The organism is Enterobacter sp. JBIWA008 (genome assembly GCF_019968765.1).
Taxonomy (GTDB): domain Bacteria; phylum Pseudomonadota; class Gammaproteobacteria; order Enterobacterales; family Enterobacteriaceae; genus Enterobacter.
In genome coordinates this window covers 1,253,663-1,273,408 of the sequence record NZ_CP074149.1, presented here as the reverse complement: position 1 = coordinate 1,273,408, position 19,746 = coordinate 1,253,663, and the positions used below count along the sequence as shown (strand labels likewise).

The 19,746-nt window shown below is 57.3% G+C and carries 22 protein-coding genes; 14 read left to right on the top strand and 8 right to left on the bottom strand.

Translation table 11 applies throughout. The features are described 5' to 3' along the window. Nucleotides 1-141: 141 nt before the first annotated feature. The 5 genes from KGP24_RS06210 (at nucleotide 142) to KGP24_RS06190 (ending at nucleotide 4,745) form a co-directional block, all read left to right on the top strand. Entirely contained in the window at nucleotides 142-705 is a 564-nt protein-coding gene (locus tag KGP24_RS06210; protein ID WP_134707280.1) for a fasciclin domain-containing protein, read from the top strand. 43 nt (nucleotides 706-748) lie between these two features. Further along, nucleotides 749-1,303, top strand: coding sequence for a sigma-70 family RNA polymerase sigma factor (locus tag KGP24_RS06205; RefSeq protein WP_223562713.1), 555 nt, complete (start codon nucleotides 749-751; stop codon nucleotides 1,301-1,303). Beyond that, nucleotides 1,300-1,947 carry an anti-sigma factor gene (locus KGP24_RS06200; protein WP_223562712.1) on the top strand — a complete coding sequence of 216 codons (648 nt, stop codon included), beginning with the start codon at nucleotides 1,300-1,302 and terminating at the stop codon, nucleotides 1,945-1,947. Before KGP24_RS06205 ends, KGP24_RS06200 begins: the two co-directional genes overlap by 4 nt. Before the next feature lie 329 nt (nucleotides 1,948-2,276). Beyond that, nucleotides 2,277-3,017: an SDR family oxidoreductase gene (locus KGP24_RS06195; protein ID WP_223562711.1), complete on the top strand. Its 741-nt coding sequence runs from the start codon at nucleotides 2,277-2,279 to the stop codon at nucleotides 3,015-3,017. A gap of 33 nt (nucleotides 3,018-3,050) precedes the next feature. Continuing rightward, nucleotides 3,051-4,745 carry a thiamine pyrophosphate-binding protein gene (locus KGP24_RS06190; protein ID WP_223562710.1) on the top strand — a complete coding sequence of 565 codons (1,695 nt, stop codon included), beginning with the start codon at nucleotides 3,051-3,053 and terminating at the stop codon, nucleotides 4,743-4,745. Between the two features lie 32 nt (nucleotides 4,746-4,777). Here KGP24_RS06190 and KGP24_RS06185 read toward each other — a convergent pair whose 3' ends face one another. After that, entirely contained in the window at nucleotides 4,778-5,476 is a 699-nt protein-coding gene (locus KGP24_RS06185) for a GNAT family protein (protein WP_223562709.1), read from the bottom strand. Between the two features lie 201 nt (nucleotides 5,477-5,677). Between KGP24_RS06185 and KGP24_RS06180 the strand changes: the two genes are divergently transcribed. From KGP24_RS06180 to KGP24_RS06160, 5 genes are all read left to right on the top strand, one after another. Next, nucleotides 5,678-7,246 (top strand): ABC transporter substrate-binding protein, encoded by a 1,569-nt coding sequence (locus KGP24_RS06180; protein WP_223562708.1) that lies wholly within the window; start codon nucleotides 5,678-5,680, stop codon nucleotides 7,244-7,246. A gap of 65 nt (nucleotides 7,247-7,311) precedes the next feature. Then, on the top strand, nucleotides 7,312-8,325 hold the full coding sequence (locus tag KGP24_RS06175) for an ABC transporter permease (protein WP_223562707.1): 1,014 nt from the start codon (nucleotides 7,312-7,314) through the stop codon (nucleotides 8,323-8,325). Then, nucleotides 8,325-9,158 (top strand): ABC transporter permease, encoded by an 834-nt coding sequence (locus tag KGP24_RS06170; protein ID WP_223562706.1) that lies wholly within the window; start codon nucleotides 8,325-8,327, stop codon nucleotides 9,156-9,158. Before KGP24_RS06175 ends, KGP24_RS06170 begins: the two co-directional genes overlap by 1 nt. After that, nucleotides 9,151-9,987 (top strand): ABC transporter ATP-binding protein, encoded by an 837-nt coding sequence (locus tag KGP24_RS06165; protein WP_223562705.1) that lies wholly within the window; start codon nucleotides 9,151-9,153, stop codon nucleotides 9,985-9,987. The genes KGP24_RS06170 and KGP24_RS06165 overlap by 8 nt, the downstream gene beginning before the upstream one ends. After that, complete coding sequence (locus KGP24_RS06160) at nucleotides 9,974-10,678, top strand: ABC transporter ATP-binding protein (RefSeq protein WP_223562704.1); 705 nt, start codon at nucleotides 9,974-9,976, stop codon at nucleotides 10,676-10,678. Before KGP24_RS06165 ends, KGP24_RS06160 begins: the two co-directional genes overlap by 14 nt. A gap of 60 nt (nucleotides 10,679-10,738) precedes the next feature. Here the strand turns inward: KGP24_RS06160 and KGP24_RS06155 are convergent, their stop codons facing one another. The 4 genes from KGP24_RS06155 to budA form a co-directional block, all read right to left on the bottom strand. Continuing rightward, on the bottom strand, nucleotides 10,739-11,212 hold the full coding sequence (locus KGP24_RS06155; RefSeq protein ID WP_028019531.1) for a cold shock domain-containing protein: 474 nt from the start codon (nucleotides 11,210-11,212) through the stop codon (nucleotides 10,739-10,741). A 131-nt stretch (nucleotides 11,213-11,343) separates the two neighbouring features. Next, the gene (locus KGP24_RS06150) at nucleotides 11,344-12,114 is read right to left on the bottom strand and encodes a (S)-acetoin forming diacetyl reductase (protein WP_223562703.1); all 771 of its coding nucleotides are present in this window, start codon (nucleotides 12,112-12,114) and stop codon (nucleotides 11,344-11,346) included. A gap of 20 nt (nucleotides 12,115-12,134) precedes the next feature. Then, nucleotides 12,135-13,769 (bottom strand): acetolactate synthase AlsS, encoded by a 1,635-nt coding sequence (gene alsS, locus KGP24_RS06145; protein ID WP_230478718.1) that lies wholly within the window; start codon nucleotides 13,767-13,769, stop codon nucleotides 12,135-12,137. A 58-nt stretch (nucleotides 13,770-13,827) separates the two neighbouring features. Then, entirely contained in the window at nucleotides 13,828-14,607 is a 780-nt protein-coding gene (budA, locus tag KGP24_RS06140; protein WP_223562702.1) for an acetolactate decarboxylase, read from the bottom strand. Between the two features lie 105 nt (nucleotides 14,608-14,712). Between budA and KGP24_RS06135 the strand changes: the two genes are divergently transcribed. Next, nucleotides 14,713-15,609: a LysR family transcriptional regulator gene (locus tag KGP24_RS06135; RefSeq protein ID WP_223562701.1), complete on the top strand. Its 897-nt coding sequence runs from the start codon at nucleotides 14,713-14,715 to the stop codon at nucleotides 15,607-15,609. 227 nt (nucleotides 15,610-15,836) lie between these two features. Here the strand turns inward: KGP24_RS06135 and cspA are convergent, their stop codons facing one another. Beyond that, nucleotides 15,837-16,049 carry an RNA chaperone/antiterminator CspA gene (cspA, locus tag KGP24_RS06130; RefSeq protein ID WP_022647355.1) on the bottom strand — a complete coding sequence of 71 codons (213 nt, stop codon included), beginning with the start codon at nucleotides 16,047-16,049 and terminating at the stop codon, nucleotides 15,837-15,839. Nucleotides 16,050-16,622: 573 nt separating this feature from the next. Here cspA and KGP24_RS06125 point away from each other — a divergent pair. Continuing rightward, on the top strand, nucleotides 16,623-17,078 hold the full coding sequence (locus KGP24_RS06125; RefSeq protein ID WP_223562700.1) for a hypothetical protein: 456 nt from the start codon (nucleotides 16,623-16,625) through the stop codon (nucleotides 17,076-17,078). 169 nt (nucleotides 17,079-17,247) lie between these two features. Here the strand turns inward: KGP24_RS06125 and KGP24_RS06120 are convergent, their stop codons facing one another. Then, nucleotides 17,248-17,505 (bottom strand): hypothetical protein, encoded by a 258-nt coding sequence (locus KGP24_RS06120; RefSeq protein WP_137467519.1) that lies wholly within the window; start codon nucleotides 17,503-17,505, stop codon nucleotides 17,248-17,250. A 537-nt stretch (nucleotides 17,506-18,042) separates the two neighbouring features. On the opposite strand from KGP24_RS06120, the gene KGP24_RS06115 reads away from it, so the two are divergent. Continuing rightward, nucleotides 18,043-18,354, top strand: a complete 312-nt coding sequence (locus KGP24_RS06115) for a type II toxin-antitoxin system HigB family toxin (protein ID WP_223562699.1) — start codon at nucleotides 18,043-18,045, stop codon at nucleotides 18,352-18,354. Then, the gene (locus KGP24_RS06110; RefSeq protein WP_223562698.1) at nucleotides 18,351-18,770 is read left to right on the top strand and encodes a helix-turn-helix domain-containing protein; all 420 of its coding nucleotides are present in this window, start codon (nucleotides 18,351-18,353) and stop codon (nucleotides 18,768-18,770) included. Before KGP24_RS06115 ends, KGP24_RS06110 begins: the two co-directional genes overlap by 4 nt. Before the next feature lie 52 nt (nucleotides 18,771-18,822). Here KGP24_RS06110 and KGP24_RS06105 read toward each other — a convergent pair whose 3' ends face one another. Further along, nucleotides 18,823-19,713, bottom strand: coding sequence for an oxidoreductase (locus tag KGP24_RS06105; RefSeq protein ID WP_223562697.1), 891 nt, complete (start codon nucleotides 19,711-19,713; stop codon nucleotides 18,823-18,825). Nucleotides 19,714-19,746 lie beyond the last annotated feature (33 nt).

Genomic DNA, 19,746 nt, shown 5'->3' with positions numbered 1-19,746 from the left:
ATTTCCCCTCCCCCTCTCCCCGCCGGGGAGAGGGAATTCCCGCTCCCGAAATTATTTTCATTTCACTGCATCCAGTTTCCACCCTGCCCTCGTATGTGAGTATGTGAGCAACTCCTTTGCTCCTGAATCCGAGGAAAGATGATGAAAAAGCTAACCCGTGTTGCATTTGTAACCAGCGCTTTACTTTTCTGTGCAGGCGCGTCAGCAGCCATGACGTCAGGCTCCGTGATGGTGGGTGGAGCGGAAATGTTCCCAAGCAAAAACATTGTTGAGAACGCCGTGAACTCGAAAGATCACACCACCCTGGTGGCCGCCGTCAAAGCGGCTGGACTGGTGGATACGCTTCAGAGTAAAGGGCCATTCACCGTCTTTGCGCCCACCGATGCGGCATTTGCGAAATTGCCTGCGGGTACGGTCGACAATCTGGTGAAGCCAGAAAATAAAGCGCTGCTCACCAGTATCCTGACCTATCACGTGGTCGCCGGTAATTACGATATGAAAGCGCTGGAGCAAAAAATTAAACAGGGCGGCGGTCACGCGGAGCTGAAAACCGTTAACGGTCAACCTCTGTGGATCATGAGCAACGGCCCGCACAATATTCAGCTCAAGGACGGTAAAGGTAACGTGGCGAATATCAGCACCTATGACGTCCATCAGAAAAATGGCGTGATCGATGTGATTGATACCGTCCTGATGCCTAAGTAGTTGTCTATACTTCGGAAGTGTGACGTTGCCTTCCGGGAAAAATATGGATAACGCGCTGGCTGAAAAGCAGTTGAAATTAATGCAGGCGGTCGCAAACGGCGATCGCCGCGCATTTGAACAACTATACCGACTCACTTCACCGCATCTGTTTGCCGTCGCGCTGCGCATGCTGCGTCATCGCGCCTGGGCAGAAGAGATCCTCCACGACTGTTTTGTCACCGTCTGGAGTAAAGCTGAAACCTATAATGCCGCCCTGAGCTCTCCGATGACCTGGCTTACGCATATTGTTCGCAACCGCTGTATTGACTGGCTGCGCAGCGGGCAAACCCGCGCTGCCGCCCGCGAGGAGTCGTATTCTGAAGATATTCTGCTGAGCGAAAGCGACGAGCCGAATAGCTGGCACGACGACGCGCAGGCAGCACGGCTCAGGCATTGCCTGGAACATCTGAGCCACGAACAGCGGCAGAGCATTACGCTCGCCTACTATCAGGGCATGTCCCACAGCGACATTGCCGACTGGCTCCAGCAGCCCGTGGGCTCAGTAAAAAGCTGGATCCGCCGCGCGATGGATCATCTTCGGGAGTGCGTGGGCCTATGAATGACAGCGAAAAACGCGATGACATGCTGGCTGCAGAATATGCCCTCGGCACTCTGCGCGGAGGGGCGCGGCTTAAGTTCCAAAAAAGGCTTGCCGATGAACCCACTCTGGCTGCACGCGCTGCGTACTGGCAGAACATGTTCAGCACGCTCGACAGTCATCTTGCGCCCGTTCCCCCACCCGAGACGGTGTGGAAGAGGATAGTCCTCGATCTGCCGCCCAAAAAGCCTTTGCGCAAAAGTCGGCTTTATCTCGGCTGGATGGCCGCGGCCAGCCTCGCCGCCGTTACCGTCGTGACCTGGTATTCCACCCGAACGCCGGAACTCGCGCCGATAATGGTACTCAACGATGCCCAACAGCACGGGCAATGGATCGTCAGTGCGGACAGCAGCCGCCAGTATCTCAGCATAACCCCTCTCAGACCGAACGCCATTGCGGCGCAAAATAGCCTGCAACTTTGGCTTATTCCTGCCGGTAAGGCCCCGATATCCCTGGGGCTACTGCATAGCAACGCATCGACCCATGTTGCCATCGGAAACAAAACCCTTACCCCTGACGCGATGATAGCCATAAGCCTTGAACCTGAGGGGGGATCACCCACCGGTCAACCCACCGGCCCCGTGCTGTACAGTGGAAAGATTTAATCCTACGGCCTTGTTCGCAGGGCCGCGAGTCTCATCATCTGCCTTCCCAGGATTAACACCTGTGTGATAAGAAAAGAGATATATTTCAATACTCAATCCTATAAATAATATTTACTGTTACATATAAGAATTAAATATTAGCACCGCAATGAATTTTATTATTCAAAACTTTATTGACACTTTCCCTGCAACTCCTTTAAGTTTAAATCGAATGCTATTTAATTCGACATATACAATATATTTTTAAAAAGGGTTAAAGAATTCTTCATTATTCTTTAATCCTTCTCTGCATTTTATTTTTTTGAATCACACAACGGCGAGATAAGATCATGAATAATAGTGCAAACAAAGTTGTTGTTATCACCGGTGCCAGCAGTGGTATTGGTGAGGCCATTGCCCTTCATCTGGCAAATAAACCTTTTTCACTGGTGCTGGTTGCCCGTCGTCTGGAGAGAATTAACGCCCTGGTGGATCGCATTATTCAGCAGGGCGGTCAGGCGATAGCCGTGAAGGCGGACGTGACCCGACAGGACGAGGTTCAGCGCGCGATTGACGCTGCCGTCGCCGCATACCAGCGCGTCGATGTACTGATCAACAACGCGGGCTTTATGGCGATTGCCCCCATCAGCGAGCTGAAAACCGACGAGTGGGACCGGATGATTGATACTAATCTCAAAGGCGTGCTGTACGGTATCGCAGCGGCACTCCCGGTGTTCCAGCGTCAGGGGAGCGGGCACTTTATCAACGTGGCCTCCGTGGCGGGTATCAAGGTCCTTGCCCCCGGCGGCGTGGTGTACAGCGCCACGAAATTCGCCGTCCGCGCCCTGAGTGAAGGGCTACGTCAGGAAGCGGGGAAAACCATTCGGACTACACTTATTTCCCCCGGCGCCGTTGAAAGCGAGCTGCAGTTTGGCAGCTCTGACGCCCCGAGCAAACAGTTCCTCCATGAATTTTATAAGCAGGCTATTCCGGCAGAGTCGATTGCCAGAGCCGTATTATTTGCTATCGAACAACCAGGCAATGTTGATGTAAACGAAATAATTGTCCGTCCCACGCAGGAAGAGTTTTAGCATAAGTTAAATAACGCTGAATGAGGTTTAATTATGATTAAATCATTACCGTCCTTATCAGATTTAAATGTGCGATCGGGCGCCGATATTCTCCTTGAAGTGCTGGAGAGTGAAGGTGTGGAATATATTTTTGGCAACCCCGGCACCACCGAACTCCCGCTCATTGATGCCCTGCTTCGCCATGAAAATATTCATTATATTCTGGCGCTTCAGGAGAGCACCGTGGTCGCCATTGCCGACGGCTATGCGAAAGCCTCCGGCAAGACCGGCTTTATCAATTTGCATACCGCCAGCGGTCTGGGGCACGGCATGGGAAATTTAATCAACTCGCGGATAATGAAAACACCGCTGGTGGTCACCGTCGGCCAGCAGGACATGCGGCACTACGTTCGCGACCCGCTTCTGTATGATGATATTGTTTCCATTGGTTCCCCGGTCATGAAGTGGGCGCAGGAGGTCACCAGCGCCGACCAGCTCCCGGTACTGGTGCGCCGCGCGTTTCATGCTGCCAGCTATCCTCCGGCCGGCCCGGTTCTGCTCTCCCTCCCGATGAACGTAATGGAAGAGCTAAGCGACGCCGGGATACAGAAGGCGTCCAGGGTGAACTACCACACCGTCGCGGGCTCGCTGAACGAACTGGCAGAATCGCTCAGCGAGATAGCTCCAGGCAGGATCATGATTGTGGCGGGAGATGAGGTTCACTCCAGCGGCTCGACGCAGGAGATTGTCCAGCTTGCTGAAGCGCTAGGCGCCCACGTCTACGGCTCCTCCTGGCCGTTGAATTTGCCCTTCCCCACGCAGCACGCGCTCTGGCGAGGCAATATGCCCACCACCGCAAAAGAAATCGCCAGCATCGTTAATGCCTACGATGCGGTGTTTATCATCGGCGGCAGAAGCCTGATTACCATTTTGTATAGCGAGGGCGAGGCCATTCCGGAAACCTGCGCGGTGTATCAGCTCTCGGCGGATATGAACGAACTTGGCCGCACGTATGCCACCCGCCTCTCGGTGATGGGGGATATCAAGCTGTCCCTGCACGAACTGTTGCCGAAGCTTGAACAACGCCGGGTGGCAAGCAAATTGACGCATCAGCGGCTGCTCAAAGCGGCACGCGCTGAACGTGAAACAGAGTGGCAACTGCAGGAAGAACGTCTGGCAGCCGAGCGGCTGCGCCCGGCGATTTCGCCAATGGTCGCGGCCTACGAGGTGATAAAGTCCGTTCCGCCTGGCATCACGATTGTCGACGAGGCGATTGCAACGGCCAGACACGTTCGCCGGTTTATTTCCGACCAGCAGCACCCGCGCTACTACTTTATGCGCGGCGGCGGACTGGGCTGGGGGATGCCTGCCTCGGTAGGGCACTCGCTGGGACGCGGGCGAGAGCCGGTGGTATGCCTGATAGGTGACGGAGCCTCCCTGTACTCGCCGCAGGCACTCTGGACGGCGGCACACGAAAATCTGCCGGTCACCTTTATCGTCATGAATAACAGGGAGTACAACATCCTGAAAAACTTTATGAAGAGCCAGGCTGACTACAGCTCAACGCAGCTGGGGCGTTTTATCGGGATGGACCTCGTGAACCCGCATATCGATTTTCAGTCGCTGGCCATCGCTATGGGCGTCCACTGCTGCCGGGTGACCGAGGCTGCAGATATCGCCGAAGCGGTAACGCGCGGCCTGCAGTCAGGAAAAACCAACTTAATTGAAATCGCGATTTCCGCGGATTAGCCGCGCGTTTACGCTGTACCCTACAAAAAAACTTATAACCGAAACGCCTCAAGCCGCTTAATCTGCCGCCCTTCGTCGGCAAAATTCTCCGCCGCCAGCCAGGCGCGCAGTTCGGCATCGCGCTGCGGCCATTCGCCGTCAATAATAGAAAGCATATCGCTGTCGCGGTTGCGCCCTTTGCGCACCAGCTTCTGGCGAAGGCGTCCTTCCCAGACGAAACCCAGCCGCTCCGCCGCCCTGCGCGACGCCACGTTCATGGAATCGCACTTCCACTCAAGGCGCCGGTAGCCGTGCTCAAACGCATTTTTCAGCAGCAGCCATACCGTTTCGGTGCCCATCCGGGTTCCTTTCATCCTCCGCGACCAGGTGACGTGCCCAATCTCCACCGACCCCAGCAGCCGCTCGTTAGCCATATAGCTCACCAGCCCCACCGCACGTTCGGTGCGTAAATCTATGACGGCAAACGGCACCAGCTCATCGTCCATGACCTTCGCCATGACCCAGTGCGCGGTGGCCTCCACGCTCACTGGCTGGGTGCTGGCAAGCCACGTCCAGTCGCTGTCGTCGCCCAGCGCGTACGCCTCATAGAGATCGGCCGCGTGACGATCGGCATCCAGCGGCTCCAGGCGGCAATACTGGCCGAACAGCGGCGTGCGGGTTAGGTCGCGCGCGCCTTTCCAGTCGGGAACGATATCGTTAACGGTTTGACCATGTTGATTGATTTCGGGCACGGCGGTGACTCCCTGAAAGGTAAGGAGTTTGTTATAGCAGGTTAAAAAGCGGGCGAAAAGCAGCGTATTTTAATAGCCCGAACGCATGCGATATTCCCGAAAGGCATAAGCAAAGCTGAATTTCGACTTTGCGGAATGTCAGAGTCGACCTAACGTAGCGGAGCATAAAACAATCACAATATATTCTTTTCAGGGATCGCTATGACGAAAAAACTGTTGCCGTTACTGGTGCTGGCTGCGCTCTCAGGCGCCGTCCACGCCGCTACTCCGCCCAACACGCTGGTTGTTGCCCAGGGGCTGGATGACATCGTGAGCCTCGACCCGGCTGAAGCCAACGAGCTATCCAGCATTCAGACCGTGCCGAGCCTGTATCAGCGTCTGGTACAGCCGGACCGCGATAACCCTGAAAAAATCACCCCGATTCTCGCAGAGAGCTGGGAAGCGGACGCGGCAGCAAAAACCCTGACGATTAAACTTAAGGCCGATGCCAGATTCGCCTCCGGCAACCCGCTGCGCCCGGAAGACGTGATCTTCTCATACACCCGCGCCGTGACGCTGAACAAATCCCCGGCCTTTATTCTGAACGTGCTGGGCTGGGACGCGAGCAACATCGCCAGCCAGCTGAAAAAGGTGGACGATCATACCCTCCAGCTTCACTGGACGGCGGACGTCAGCCCGTCGGTAGCGCTGAATATTCTCTCCACGCCGATAGCCTCCATCGTCGATGAAAAGCAGGTCGCCGCGAACGCGAAGGATAACGACTTCGGCAACGCCTGGCTGAAAATGCACTCGGCGGGCAGCGGCGCGTTCAAGATGCGCGTCTATCAGCCGCATCAGGCCATCGTGCTGGAAGCTAACGAATCTGCACCCGGCGGCGCGCCGAAGCTCAAAAGCATCATCATTAAAAACGTCCCCGATCCGGCTTCACGCCGACTGCTGATCCAGCAGGGTGACGCGGACGTGGCGCGCGATCTGGGTGCAGATCAGATAAGCGCCCTGGACGGTAAGCCTGGCGTGAAGGTGCTGAGCATTCCGTCCGCCGAGCAAAATTACCTGGTGTTTAACACCGGCAACAGCGCCAACCCGCTGCTGAACAATCCGGCGTTCTGGGAAGCCGCGCGCTGGCTGGTGGACTATGACGGCATCACTAAAAATCTGCTGAAAGGCCAGTACTTTGTTCATCAGAGCTTCCTGCCGGTCGGGCTGCCGGGCGCGCTGGAAGACAATCCATTTACGTTTGACCCGGCAAAAGCAAAAGACATCCTGGCCAAAGCGGGCATTAAAGACGCGCACTTCACGCTGGACGTGGAGAACAAGCCGCCGTTTATCACCATCGCCCAGTCGATGCAGGCGAGCTTTGCTCAGGGGGGCGTGAAGGTCGATCTGCTTCCTGCCGCCGGGAGCCAGGTCTATGCCCGCGTGCGCGCGAAGCAGCACCAGGCGGCGATTCGTCTGTGGATCCCGGACTACTTCGACGCGCACTCTAACGCCAGCGCCTTTGCGTGGAACGACGGTAAATCCAGCACCGTGGCCGGGCTTAACGGCTGGAAAATTCCAGAGCTGAACAAAGCCACGCTGGCGGCGGTTGCCGAGCCGGATCCGGCGAAGCGTCTGGATCTTTACAAGAAGATGCAGGAACAGCTGCAGCAGAATTCGCCGTACGTGTTCGTCGATCAGGGTAAAACCCAGATCGTGGTGCGCGATAACGTGAAGGGGTATCAGCAGGGGCTGAACGCGGATATGGTCTGGTACGATCGCGTCACGAAGTAGCCCTTCTCCCTCTCCCACAGGGAGAGGGGGTCGTCCGTGCATATTTTCAGGATAACGATTTTTCCATGCCACATCTTTCCACCCGCCTGCTTCAGGGTCTGCTGACCCTGCTGCTCACGCTATTCGGGCTGCTGCTCGTCACGTTTGCGCTCTCGGCGTTTTCACCGGTCGACCGCGTGCTGCAGATCGTGGGCGATCACGCCAGCCAGTCAACCTACGATCAGGTTCGCCACCAGCTTGGGCTGGATCGGCCCCTGCCCGTGCAGTTCTGGCACTATCTGCAAAACCTTGCCCACGGTGATTTAGGCACCGCCAGCGCCACCGGGCAGCCGGTGCTGCAGGATCTGCTGCACGCCTTCCCCGCCACGCTTGAGCTGGCGACGCTGGCGTTAATCATCGGCGCCGTGCTCGGCGTGATTGCCGGGGTACTGTGCGCCCGCTACGCCGGTTCGCCGCTCGATTTAGCCATCAGAACGCTCACCCTGCTCGGCAACTCGGTACCGATTTTCTGGCTCGGCCTGCTGATGCTGGCCCTGTTCTACGCGAAGCTGCAGTGGAGCGCGGGTCCCGGCAGGCTGGATGATATCTGGCAGTTTACCGTCGAGCCGCGCACCGGCTTTGCGCTGGTGGATACCTGGCTTTCCGGCGATCGGGAGGCATTTCGCAACGCCATCAGCCATCTGGTGCTGCCGGTGCTGCTGCTGGCCTATTACTCGCTGGCAAGCATTACCCGCCTGACGCGTTCGGCCTGTCTGAGCGAGATGAACAAAGAGTACATCCTGCTCGCCCGCGCCAAGGGTGCCGGGGAGATGACCATTCTGCTGCACCACGTGCTGCCAAACATTCGCGGCACCCTGCTGACGGTGATCGCCCTCGCGTACACCAGCATGCTGGAAGGCGCGGTACTGACCGAAACCGTCTTCTCCTGGCCGGGCATCGGGCGCTACCTCACCACCGCCCTGTTTGCCGGTGACACCACCGCCGTCATGGGCGGCACGCTGCTGATTGGCGTCTGCTTTGTACTCATTAATAACCTTACCGACCTGCTCGTGCGGGCGACCGATCCCAGGATGCGCTGATGCCGTTTTATCTTTTCTTACGCCGCCTGCGCCGCTCCCCTGCCGCGTTTTGCGGGCTGGTTGCCATCGCGCTGCTGGTGGTTATCGCCCTGTTCGCGCCGTGGCTCGCGCCGCTTGACCCGAACTGGCAGGACGCCGCCGCGCGCCTGCAGGCACCGAACGGCCAGCACTGGCTGGGCACCGACAGCTACGGGCGCGATTTGCTTTCGCGCCTGATTTACGGCACCCGTCCGGCGCTCGGGCTGGTGGCGTTAGTTACCGTAATCACCCTGCCCGTCGGGCTGCTGGTGGGGATTTTGTCCGGCTACTACGGCGGCTGGCTGGAGCGCATCCTGATGCGTTTTACCGACGTGGTGATGTCGATGCCGCGCCTGATCCTCGCCTTCGCGTTTGTGGCGATGCTTGGCCCGGGGCTGGTCAACGGCGCGCTGGCGCTGGCCTTGACCACCTGGCCCGCCTACGCGCGGCAGGCGCGGAGTGAAATTCAGCGTCTGCGCCACAGCGATTATCTGGCCGCCGCCGAAATGATGGGCATTCGCGGCCTGCGCCTGCTGGTCGGCCATATTCTGCCCCTGTGCCTGCCGTCCGCGATTGTGCGTCTGGCGCTGGATCTGGCGGGGATTATTCTGGCGGCCGCCGGGCTGGGCTTCCTCGGCCTTGGCGCGCGTCCGCCGATGGCCGAATGGGGCGCGATGATCGCCGACGGTATGCAGGTCATTTTCGACCAGTGGTGGATTGCCGCCATTCCGGGCGGGGCGATTCTGTTTGCCAGCCTGGCCTTCAACCTGATGGGCGATGGCCTGCGCGACGTACTGGAGCCACAGCATGACTGAACAACGCGTCATCGTCGATGCGCTGAATATCGACTACCCCTCCGCGCGCGTGGTCAACAACCTGAGCTTCACGCTTGGCAACGAGCGGCTGGCGCTGGTGGGGGAATCCGGCTCGGGCAAGTCGATGTCCGCCCGCGCCCTGATGGGGCTGGTGCGCAAGCCCGGCATCGTGAGCGCGAACCGGCTTAACGTGCTCGGCAACGACCTGCTGACCCTAAGCACCCGCCGCTGGCAGGGGCTGCGCGGTAACGGGATTGCGATGGTCCTGCAGGACCCGCGCTACGCGCTGAATCCGGCGAAAAACGTCGCCGCTCAGCTTGATGAAGCGCTGACCCTGCATCAGCGCCTGCCGCGCGCTGAACGCCGGGCGCGCATTCACGACGTCATCCGCGCCGTCGGACTCAACGAACATGTCCTCCAGCGTTACCCCGGCGAACTCTCCGGCGGCATGGGCCAGCGGGTGATGATTGCGATTGCGCTGATCAACAACCCGCAGGTGCTGATTGCCGACGAACCCACCTCCGCGCTGGACGCCCGCCTGCGCAACCAGATCCTCGAGCTGCTGGTGCAGCAGTGCGAAGAACGCCAGATGGCGATGCTGTTAATCAGCCACGATCTGCCGCTGGTGGCGGAGCACTGCGACCGCGTGCTGGTGATGTATCAGGGCGAAAAGGTCGATGAGATGGCGGCAAACCAGCTTCCGCAGGCGACGCATCCGTACACGCGCACCCTGTGGACCTGCCGTCCGAACGCCAGTACCTATGGGCAGATGCTGCCGACGCTTGACCGTTCGCAGCCGTGGAAGGAGGCCGCTAATGACGCTCGTTGAAGTTAAGGATCTCCAGGTGAGCTTCGGGGAGAAAATGGCGGTGTCCGCCGCCAGCTTTGCCATCGAAAAAGGAGAAAGCTTCAGCCTGATCGGTGAATCCGGCTGCGGGAAATCAACTATTCTGCGGGTGCTGGCTGGGCTGCAGCGCGAGTGGCGCGGCAGTGTTGCGCTGCTGGGAGAAGCGTTAACGCCAGGGCAACGTTTTGAAGGCGAGCTTCGCCGCAACGTGCAGATGGTGTTTCAGGATCCGTGGGCATCGCTGCATCCAAACCACACCGTTGCGCGCACGCTGTCGGAGCCGTTAAGCATCCACGGCGAAACGCAGATTGCCGAAAAGGTGGCGGATGCGCTGCAGCAGGTGGGGCTTTCCGCTGACGCGGGTAAACGTTATCCGCATCAGCTTTCCGGCGGCCAGCGCCAGCGCGTTGCCATTGCCCGCGCGCTGCTGCTGCGCCCGCAGCTTCTGCTGCTGGATGAACCCACCTCGGCGCTGGATATGTCGGTGCAGGCTGAAATCGTGAACCTGCTCAACCGCCTGAAGGCCGAGCACGGCATGACCTATCTGCTGGTGAGCCACGACGCGGACGTGGTTGCCCACATGTCCGACCGGGCAGCGTTTATGGCGCACGGGGAGATCCAGAAGGTGTTTGACCGTGAGGCGATGTTACGGGGTGAGCACAGGATGGGGTAAACCGGGTGTCGCGCGGGATTTGCAGGCCGGGTAAGGCGTCGCCGCCACCCGGCAAAAAGATTACTTCAGCAGCTTCACCGTGGCATCGATGTCGATCTCATCTTCGGTGAAGATAAGCGTCGTATTCTGGAAGGTGGTGATCGCCAGCTTCTTCACCGTGCGCATTTCGCCCGGCTTTTTCTCGGATTTCGGCTTGATGCTGTTCATCAGCAGCCCCACCGACAGCACCGCGTTCTCTTTGTCGATTTTGGTATCAACCGGCTCTTCTTCGTTAAACACCACGAAGGATTTGATCGAGGTGAGCTTCACGCGCTCTCCTGCGATATAGAGATGTTTGCTTTCGGGGATCACCTTCACCGCATAGGCGGAGAGGCCTTTATTGTTGGTGGTTGGCTCGAAGGTCACCGCGGCATCTTTCTTAATCAGATCGGGGTTCGCGACCTTAATCACATGAAAATAGCGGTTGTCGCCGTTTTCATCTTTGATAAATCCAAAGCCTTTATCTTTAAACCACGTTGTGATTGTTCCGTTCATCGCTGTTACCGCCTGTCAGATCGTAATGACTAAAGTTTTGCAGCGCGCAGTGTAATGCACAATGACGGAGGAGACAAAAAAAAGCCCCTGCACGGGTGCAGGGGAAAACTCATGTCAGAGCTTATTAGAATTTAATTAAACACCATTCCACCATCAATCAGCAGCGACTGGCCGGTCATGTAGTCAGAGTCTGGCCCGGCGAGATATGAAACGCAGGCGGCCACATCTTCCGGCTCGGACAGGCGGCCAAGCGTAATGCGTTTGGCAAAGGTTTCGGTCCCGTAGCCGAGCGGTTTACCCGCCGCCTCGGAGACCTGACGGTCGATTTCCGCCCACATCGGCGTTTTGACGATGCCCGGGCAGTAGGCGTTAACGGTGATCCCCAGCGGCGCGAGATCCCGTGCCGCGGTCTGGGTTAAGCCGCGAACCGCGAACTTGCTCGAACTGTAGACCGCCAGCTCCGGGTTGCCGGTGTGGCCCGCCTGGGAGCAGGCGTTGATGATCTTGCCGCCGTGCCCCTCTTTGCGGAAGGCGTCAATCCCGGCCTGGATCCCCCAGATCACCCCTTTCACGTTGATGTTGTAAACCTTATCGACAATATCCGGCGTGATGGATTCAATGGGGGTAGACGGCGCGATCCCGGCGTTATTCACGATCACGTTAAAGCCGCCCAGCGCGGTGCGCGCTTTCTCCACCGCCGCAAACACCTGTTCGCGGTCAGAGACATCGACCTTCACGGCGACGGCTTTGCCGCCGTTACGGATGATTTCATCGGCGACCGCTTTCGCCGTCTCCTCGTTATAGTCGGCGATGGCGACGGCAAAGCCATCTTTCACCAGGCGAAGCGCAATCGCTTTACCAATCCCCTGGCCTGAGCCTGTTACGAGAGCAACTTTTTGCATTTCTCTGTCCTTATCGTGAGTCACAAAATCTGGCTGAGATGGAGCTGGCCCATCAGCAGCGGGTTATCGCTGTAGTCGACGGGAATGGCCACTACGGCCGGGCCATCCACATCCATCGCCGCACGCAGCGTCGGCTCAAGCGCCTCGGCGCTCTCCACGGCAAAGCCTTTCGCACCGAAGGCGTCGGCATACGCTTTGAAATCGACCGGGCCGAACTCGACGCCGGAAAGGCGCTGGTATTTTTTCTCTTCCTGAATCGCCACCATGTTGTAGGCGTTATCCACCCAGATGATGTGCAGCACGTTGGCGTTGAGTCGCACCGCGGTTTCCAGCTCCATGCTCGACTGCAGGAAGCCGCCGTCACCGGAAACTGAAACCACCTTGCGGCCCGGGTTCACCAGCCACGCGCCAATCGCCCACGGCAGCGCGACGCCCATGGTCTGCTGACCGTTGGAGATCATCACCTGACGCGCCCGGAAGCTGTAGAGGTAGCGGGCGATCCAGATGTGGAAGCTGCCCATATCCACGGTAAGCGTCACGTCGTTATTCACGATGTCCTGCATGGCGCGCACGATGCGCAGCGGGTGCAGGGCAAACTGGTTGAGCGAGGCGCCGCGGCGATCGAGCAGATCGCGCTGATGCTGGCGATCGACCAGAATTTCGGAGGCCCGCTGGCTCAGCTCGAGCTTACGATCGATCCGGTTAGCGAGCAGGTTCAGCGTTTCGGCGATGTCCCCCACCAGCTCCAGATCCGGCACGTAGTTACGTTCTTCATAGGCAGGCAGCACATCGATGTGCACCAGCGTCGCGTCGCCGCTGTTCCACATGGACGGCTCGTACTCCACCGGGCTGTAGCCGATGCAGATAATCAGATCCGCCAGATGCAGCAGCCGGTCGCCCGCCTGGTTGTTGAACAGGCCGACGCGTCCGGCGAAGCGGGTGAAGTGCTCCTGGTTCACCGCCCCGGCGGCCTGATAGGTGCTGGTGACCGGAATGCGGCTTTTCTCCAGCAGCTTGCGCAGCGCGGCGCTGTTCGCGGGCTGGCTGGCCATCAGGCCGAGTAAAATGACCGGGTTTTTGGCCTTTTCGATAAGCTTCGCCACGTCGTTGATAGCGGATTCCGGTGCCGGGCCCATCAGCGCGGGACCGCTGGCAGGCAAAATTGCTCCCGTGGCGGGCTGGTCAACAATATCCTGCGGCAGGCTGACGAACGCCCCCCCCGGCCTGCCGTGCTCGGCGGCGCGAAACGCGTTCGATACCACCTCGGCAATCGCGTCCGGCGAACTGACCTCCACGGCGTATTTAGTAACCGGGCTGAACATGGCAACGGTGTCCATGCTCTGATGTACCAGCTTCGCTTTATCCGCCCGCTTCACCGCCCCGCCCAGCGCCACTACCGGGTCGCCTTCGCTGTTGGCGGTGGCAATGCCGGTGATCAGGTTGGAACAGCCCGGCCCGGAGGTAACCAGCGCCACCCCCGCCTTGCCGGTCAGCCGCCCGACCGCCGCCGCCATAAACGCCGCGTTGGCCTCATGACGCACCGGAATAATCTCGATGGAGGAGTCCAGCAGGGAGTCAAAGACCTTGTCGATTTTCGCACCCGGGATCCCGAACACCTGCTTCACGCCCTGCGCTTCCAGCTGGCCGACAACCATATCGGCGCCGTGCGCCCACTGACGTGACTGTTTCTCACTGTTCACGGTAGTTCTCCTGTTAGTTTTCGACGGAACGGATCGCTGCATCAAGATTGCTGGGGTGAAGGTTGGCCTGTAAGAACGCGCTGTCGGCGGGCAGGTCAATCATCAGCTTGTGAATTTCACCGAAGGTGAGCACGCCGCTCTCCAGCTGGTAGTCGAGCAGATGGCCCCCGCCTTGACGGTCGTCGGTGATGAAATGCTCGTGATAGCCCGCCACGTTGATGCCCTGCATGTGCTGCGGCGTGCGGAACCCAACCAGCACCCCTTCGCGCTGGTTAAAGCGGAACACCGGCTGGTCGTCCAGCACGTCGGTCATCGCGCGGTACGGCGGCTTCTGGCGCGGTACGGTTCGGGTGTGGGCATGGCGGAAGTTGCCGTCGATGCGCAGCGCGCAGAACAGGTTATCGGAGGGGATCTGCTGGTCGATCGCGTCGTGGATCTGCTGGCGGCTGACCGGCGCATTGAAGGTGATACGATACTGCGGCTGGAACCAGGTCATTACCGCGAACGGCGTTTTCTGCTCCGGCTTCGCGGCCCGGGCGCTGCCGTCGGCGCGCAGCTGGTACACCTGGCTGCTGAAGGCAATCATTTCGCCGTCCAGCTCGTTGAAGGTGCCCAGGCCAAAATCACCGTGTGCCAGCAGGTCGGCGATGGTGGTATCTCCTTCGTACACGCCGCTTAGCAGGGCGCTCATTAGCGATGTTTGATAGATCACGCTGTCAGGATGCCGGGCGGAGAACCCGCGCAGGGTCTCGCACAGGCTGGCCTCACAGTCGCAGGCAGATGAATGCATCATCGAGCTCGTCCTCTTCAACTTTATTTAGAAAGGTTAAATAAATGTTGACCCGATTCAGCAGAGAGTTCCAATATAGAAACCATGCTGGTTTGAGACGTTTTAGATATGGAACTTCGTTATCTGCGGTATTTTGTCGCGGTTGCACGCGAGCGACACTTCACCAGGGCGGCCGAAGCGCTGGGTATTTCACAGCCTCCTCTGAGTCAGCAGATCAAACGGCTCGAAGAGGAAGTGGGCACGCCGCTGTTCAGACGCCTGACGCGGGGCGTGGAGCTGACCGAGGCGGGAGAAGCCTTCTATGAGGATGCCTGCAAAATACTGGCGCTGAGCGATGCCGCGCTGGAAAAGGCCCGCGGCATCGCGCGCGGGCTGAACGGCAACCTGTCGATTGGCATCACCAGCTCCGACGCTTTTCATCCCAAAATTTTCGCGCTGATTCGCCAGTTTCAGGTGCAGAACATGGCGGTGCAGGTTCACCAGGTGGAAGCCAATATGTCTTCGCTGACGACAATGCTGGCGGAGGGTGAACTGGATATTGCCTTCGTGCGCCTGCCGTGCGAGAGCAGCAAGGCGTTCGAGTTAAAAATCCTCGACCGGGAGCCGATGGTGGTGGCGCTGCATCGCGATCATCCGCTGGCGGCGTGCGATTCGCTGGCGTTAGAGCAGCTTCGGGATACGCCGGTTGTGCTGTTCCCGCAGGAGGTCGCGCCGGGGCTGTACGAACGGGTTCACGGCTGCTGCGAGCGGGCCGGGATTGACGTGCAGCACGCGCTGCAGTCGTCGCAGCTTTCCTCCTCCCTGAGCATGGTTTCCGCGGGCGGCGGGTTCGCGCTGGTGCCCAAATCCATGGCGGCCATTTCACCGCCGAATGTGACCTATCACGCGCTGAGCTCGCCGGAGCTTTATACCGATATCGCGCTCTGCTGGCGGCGTTTTGAACGCTCGCGGACGGTGAAGCGGTTTTTGACGATGATGAGCGAGGGGGAACGGGATCAGGGATGACCCTTTCAGAAACTGCGGATTGTATTGATACTCAATTTATTGCGAAGCGGGTATTGAGGCTGAATTTGAAGGGAATATGGGCAGGCTGCCATATAAAACTCAGGTGCCATTACCCTTTAAAAATAAAAAACCCGCACAGGTGCGGGTTAATTTTTTATCAGTACAGCTTAACTGCTCGGACTATTGTCTTCATCGCTATCGTACGCCACACTGATATTTAGCGCGGGTTACAGTGGAGAAACATTTCCAGCTGCAGGACCTTTTGCGCCATTCTCAATGGTAAAGGAAACTTTCTGACCTTCATCAAGCGTTTTGAAGTTGTCGCTCTGAATAGCAGAGAAGTGTACGAATACATCTTTGCTGCCGTCGTCAGGGGTGATAAAGCCAAAACCTTTATCTGCGTTGAACCATTTTACTAAACCAGTCATTTTATTAGACATAGATAAATCCTTAATTTATGAGCCACTTAAGCGCGGCGATGATGGCCTGTATTTCGAGAGTTACTTATTTGGCACTTAGGAGGAGGCTCACGAAGAAGGAGTATCTATGGATAACACCTGAAATGAGGACTGCTTTACTAAAACTGCTTTCATAAGGTCTGTATTCCAAACCGATGACGCTATTAAGACACAGCGAAATTTATTGCGCAATGATTATTATTTTTTATTTTAACCATTTAAACACCCGGATGGCTGCTCGCGGTGCCAGGCATCGTTCTGGCTTGAGGTCTACCAGGTACTGCAAAATGGCTACGCTGCGCTTGCGCGGGCCTACGGTTCGTGTGGCGGGTAGGTTGGTTGGCGATTTTGTGGGCCGGGTAAGGCGTAGCCGCTACCCGGCAATGACCTTCTGGAAGCCGCCTCGCAAACCTGCAAGCAATCTTATGTAATTCATGGGCATCCCTTTCCTTCCTTTTTTCACCGCCGTAAAGTACCTGCGTTGCGGCACATCCGTAGCCGGGCGTAGGAACCCGTTAGCATAACATGACATTTTTTGGACAAAGAGGATGCTAAATGGCGACTACTTCTGGATTTTCTTACGCGCTCTCAGAGGAAAGCGCAGTTCATCAGCTCATCAACACTTCAATTTCCGATTCCGCGGATCTCTTCGAACTGGCCGATGCCTGCACCGCCTATGTAAGCGTATTGGTGGAAACTGACGACGCGGTGACGTTTGCTACGCTCTGTAAGCGTTTACTGGCTGCGCTGAAGCGACTACGGGAACGCTGCGATGCAGAACTGCCTTCGTATCTAATTGAACAATTGATCGCAGGGGAAAAGATTACCTCCTGCGTGCCGGACTGCTGGCAGGAAACAGCATTGCAGGTGGATTATGCCGTAGCGTTAACGCTGGCGGTGACAGGCGGGACGTTGCCTGCGAGCGTGACGAAAGAACTCACCGGGCTGCTGCATGATATGGTTTGGCTGCTGACGGAATTTGTGAAGGAGCCTTATATAACGGCGCACTGAATTTGGTGACTGAAGGCCGGAATTCTGCGGGGTAAAAAGCAGGACTTAGGCCTTACTAAAAGTACAAAGTTGTTTGTTGAATGTCCGTTAAGAGCGAAAAGCGGAAGTTCGCAGGTTATTACAACCGGATGTGTTCAGTATCTGATTGGCGGTGAGCAGGTCACCGCAACTACTTTTTAAAAAAATGACACCCCCCAACAAGGCCAACAAAAAGAAGGCTGTCAGAATAATGTTTTAATTCATTAAGATATTCATCGTTGTTGCTTTTCATCTTCGCAATAGCTTCCTTGGCACTTTCAGCTTCAACCTCGAAAAAATGTTTTTTGTACCCTTTACGCTTGAGAAGCTCTTTTGCTTCATCATTTACACTACTTTTGGTAAAGACTCTTGCGCCAGACTCGTTGTAATAAAAAACATATACGCTCACAGTAAACCTCCATGAATAAAACGGTTATTTTCTTTATTAACTTAGCACCGTACCCTGTATGGGTATAGTCATACAGGGTACGGTGATGACACTGTTGCCGGCCCCTGGGCTTTTTTGACTACGGTTGTGCGACACGAGCCATCAGTGCGTCAATCTGCGCCATTAACGCCTCATGGTGTAGTCCTGCTGACCAGCTACCCGTTGGTTAACACATTGTGATTCCAGCAACGTCCGCTCCTGGCACAAAGCGGACGCATATTTCACACACTTCCATATACGGCTATAAGAAAAACCATCACCCACAGAAATCCTTCTCAGTAAGCAATTCCTGAATACGCTACGCAAATCAAACAAATACCCAAAGCCGAGCCATACCATTCACTTTAATTTCTCATCACCATCTCTTAAAGTGTGCGCACTTAATACATGAGCGCCGTAATCACGAGCATAAGGAAACTGCAGCCCATTGTAGTTTCCACATTGTCAACTCACCGTTCAACATCCATAATGTTTCCATTCTGGAAACAAGGGGCAAGGATGCACGTAGTCTCAAGAGCGCCTTTCGACACGGCCACCAGACAATTTCCTAATCAAGCACTCGCCCTGGGCGATCTTTACCGGGTGCTAAAGAAGGAACACTACCCGTCACCGGACGATATGAGAAAGCGATTCCCCAGCCTGGACAGGATGAAATACAGGGAAAAATGGTGGGTCATTGATGTGGGTGGCGGGCATTTAAGAGTGATGTTTTTAGCTGATTTTGAACGAGGAAAGATCTTCATCAAACACATCAGCACACACGCAGAGTATGACAAGCTCACGGAACTCTACCGGAGAACGAAAGAATGAATTATGCAGCAGCCATCAAAGCGGCAAACGATCTGACCAACGAGCTCCCTTTCCTGGGCTCAAGCCCGTCGCGACAAGATTACGAGGATGCGCTAGCGCTGGTGGAGTATCTGGTCGAACACGAACCCGATAGCTCGCTGGTAGAGATGCTCACCGCCAAAATCGATAAATACGAAAACGAGTCTCCGGAGTTTGCAGAATTTAACTCACGTGTTGCCAGCATTCCGTCAGGCGTTGCGTTATTGCGAACGCTGATAGACCAGTACCAACTCACTCAGAGCGACTTTGAGAACGAGATTGGTAAAAAGTCTCTGGTGAGTCGGATCCTTAACGGACAGCGTACGCTAACGCTGGATCATATGCGCGCGCTGGCGAAGCGTTTTGATTTGCCGGTGAGTGCGTTTGTGGGGAATTGATGCGGGATTTCTATCCGCACCGCCTCCCCTCATTTTAAAACTGGTATTGAACTCAACCCGGCCCCTCGCTCCCCGCCGCCAGCAGCGGCACCACCACATCGCTGATGGGCACCGCAATCCCGTGCATGCGGCCATAGCGCTGGATCACGCCGTTGCGAATATCCCACTCCATCGGGCGATCGGCCTGACGGTCGGCCAGGATCGACGTGCCCAGGTCCTCAGGCGCACGCTGGAAGTTCGCCAGGATCTCCTGGGCCACGCCATCGTCCAGCTTCGCCCCCTCGGCGCGGGCAACGGCAAGCCCCTCTCGCAGGTAGGCCAGCGAAAGCTCGCTGATATCCTCGCGCCTGAACATCCCGGCGCGGCGGTTAGAAAGCACCATCAGCCCGGCAACCGCGTTTTGCAGCAGCTTGCGCCAGGCGACGGTGGCGAAATCTGCCGAGAGCTCAACCGCGCAGCGCGTACCGCGAAGCGCCTCCACTACCCGCTGCGCCTGCGCCACGTCCGGCAGCGTCAGGCGCGGCTTCGCCCGCAGCCACACGGAGGCATCCGGCTCGCGCTGGGCCGGGAACCACACCACCGACGGCAGTACCGTCGCGCCGTTAACCCACGGCTCAAGCTGGGCTTTCTGCTCCACGCCGTTTTGCAGGGCGCAGACCACGGTGTGTTCATCGCACAGGGCGCGCAGCCATCCGGCGCTGTCGGCATTTTGCGTCGTTTTTACCGCCACAAAAACGAGATCGACGGGGCGCGTTATGACGGCCGGATCGGTTAATACCGGACCGGGCACCACGGTTTCACCCTCGTCGTGGCGCAGGCGTAGTTCCGGATGCGCGGTGCGTCCGCACAGCAGCGGCGTGCGGCCAGCGTCATGCAATACTGCGGCAATGGTGGTCCCAATCGCACCCGGTCCTATCAGCGCAATGGTTGGATAGTCAGACATGAATCACTCCCCTTTTGCTAAGCCTGCTATCAG

Coding starts and splice junctions, on each gene's coding strand:
- KGP24_RS06210 (WP_134707280.1), top strand. CDS start 142: ATGAAAAAGCTAACCCGTGTTGCATTTGTAACCAGCGCTTTACTTTTC.
- KGP24_RS06205 (WP_223562713.1), top strand. CDS start 749: ATGGATAACGCGCTGGCTGAAAAGCAGTTGAAATTAATGCAGGCGGTC.
- KGP24_RS06200 (WP_223562712.1), top strand. CDS start 1,300: ATGAATGACAGCGAAAAACGCGATGACATGCTGGCTGCAGAATATGCC.
- KGP24_RS06195 (WP_223562711.1), top strand. CDS start 2,277: ATGAATAATAGTGCAAACAAAGTTGTTGTTATCACCGGTGCCAGCAGT.
- KGP24_RS06190 (WP_223562710.1), top strand. CDS start 3,051: ATGATTAAATCATTACCGTCCTTATCAGATTTAAATGTGCGATCGGGC.
- KGP24_RS06180 (WP_223562708.1), top strand. CDS start 5,678: ATGACGAAAAAACTGTTGCCGTTACTGGTGCTGGCTGCGCTCTCAGGC.
- KGP24_RS06175 (WP_223562707.1), top strand. CDS start 7,312: ATGCCACATCTTTCCACCCGCCTGCTTCAGGGTCTGCTGACCCTGCTG.
- KGP24_RS06170 (WP_223562706.1), top strand. CDS start 8,325: ATGCCGTTTTATCTTTTCTTACGCCGCCTGCGCCGCTCCCCTGCCGCG.
- KGP24_RS06165 (WP_223562705.1), top strand. CDS start 9,151: ATGACTGAACAACGCGTCATCGTCGATGCGCTGAATATCGACTACCCC.
- KGP24_RS06160 (WP_223562704.1), top strand. CDS start 9,974: ATGACGCTCGTTGAAGTTAAGGATCTCCAGGTGAGCTTCGGGGAGAAA.
- KGP24_RS06155 (WP_028019531.1), bottom strand. CDS start 11,212: ATGAACGGAACAATCACAACGTGGTTTAAAGATAAAGGCTTTGGATTT.
- KGP24_RS06150 (WP_223562703.1), bottom strand. CDS start 12,114: ATGCAAAAAGTTGCTCTCGTAACAGGCTCAGGCCAGGGGATTGGTAAA.
- alsS (WP_230478718.1), bottom strand. CDS start 13,769: ATGGTTGTCGGCCAGCTGGAAGCGCAGGGCGTGAAGCAGGTGTTCGGG.
- budA (WP_223562702.1), bottom strand. CDS start 14,607: ATGATGCATTCATCTGCCTGCGACTGTGAGGCCAGCCTGTGCGAGACC.
- KGP24_RS06135 (WP_223562701.1), top strand. CDS start 14,713: ATGGAACTTCGTTATCTGCGGTATTTTGTCGCGGTTGCACGCGAGCGA.
- cspA (WP_022647355.1), bottom strand. CDS start 16,049: ATGTCTAATAAAATGACTGGTTTAGTAAAATGGTTCAACGCAGATAAA.
- KGP24_RS06125 (WP_223562700.1), top strand. CDS start 16,623: ATGGCGACTACTTCTGGATTTTCTTACGCGCTCTCAGAGGAAAGCGCA.
- KGP24_RS06115 (WP_223562699.1), top strand. CDS start 18,043: ATGCACGTAGTCTCAAGAGCGCCTTTCGACACGGCCACCAGACAATTT.
- KGP24_RS06110 (WP_223562698.1), top strand. CDS start 18,351: ATGAATTATGCAGCAGCCATCAAAGCGGCAAACGATCTGACCAACGAG.
- KGP24_RS06105 (WP_223562697.1), bottom strand. CDS start 19,713: ATGTCTGACTATCCAACCATTGCGCTGATAGGACCGGGTGCGATTGGG.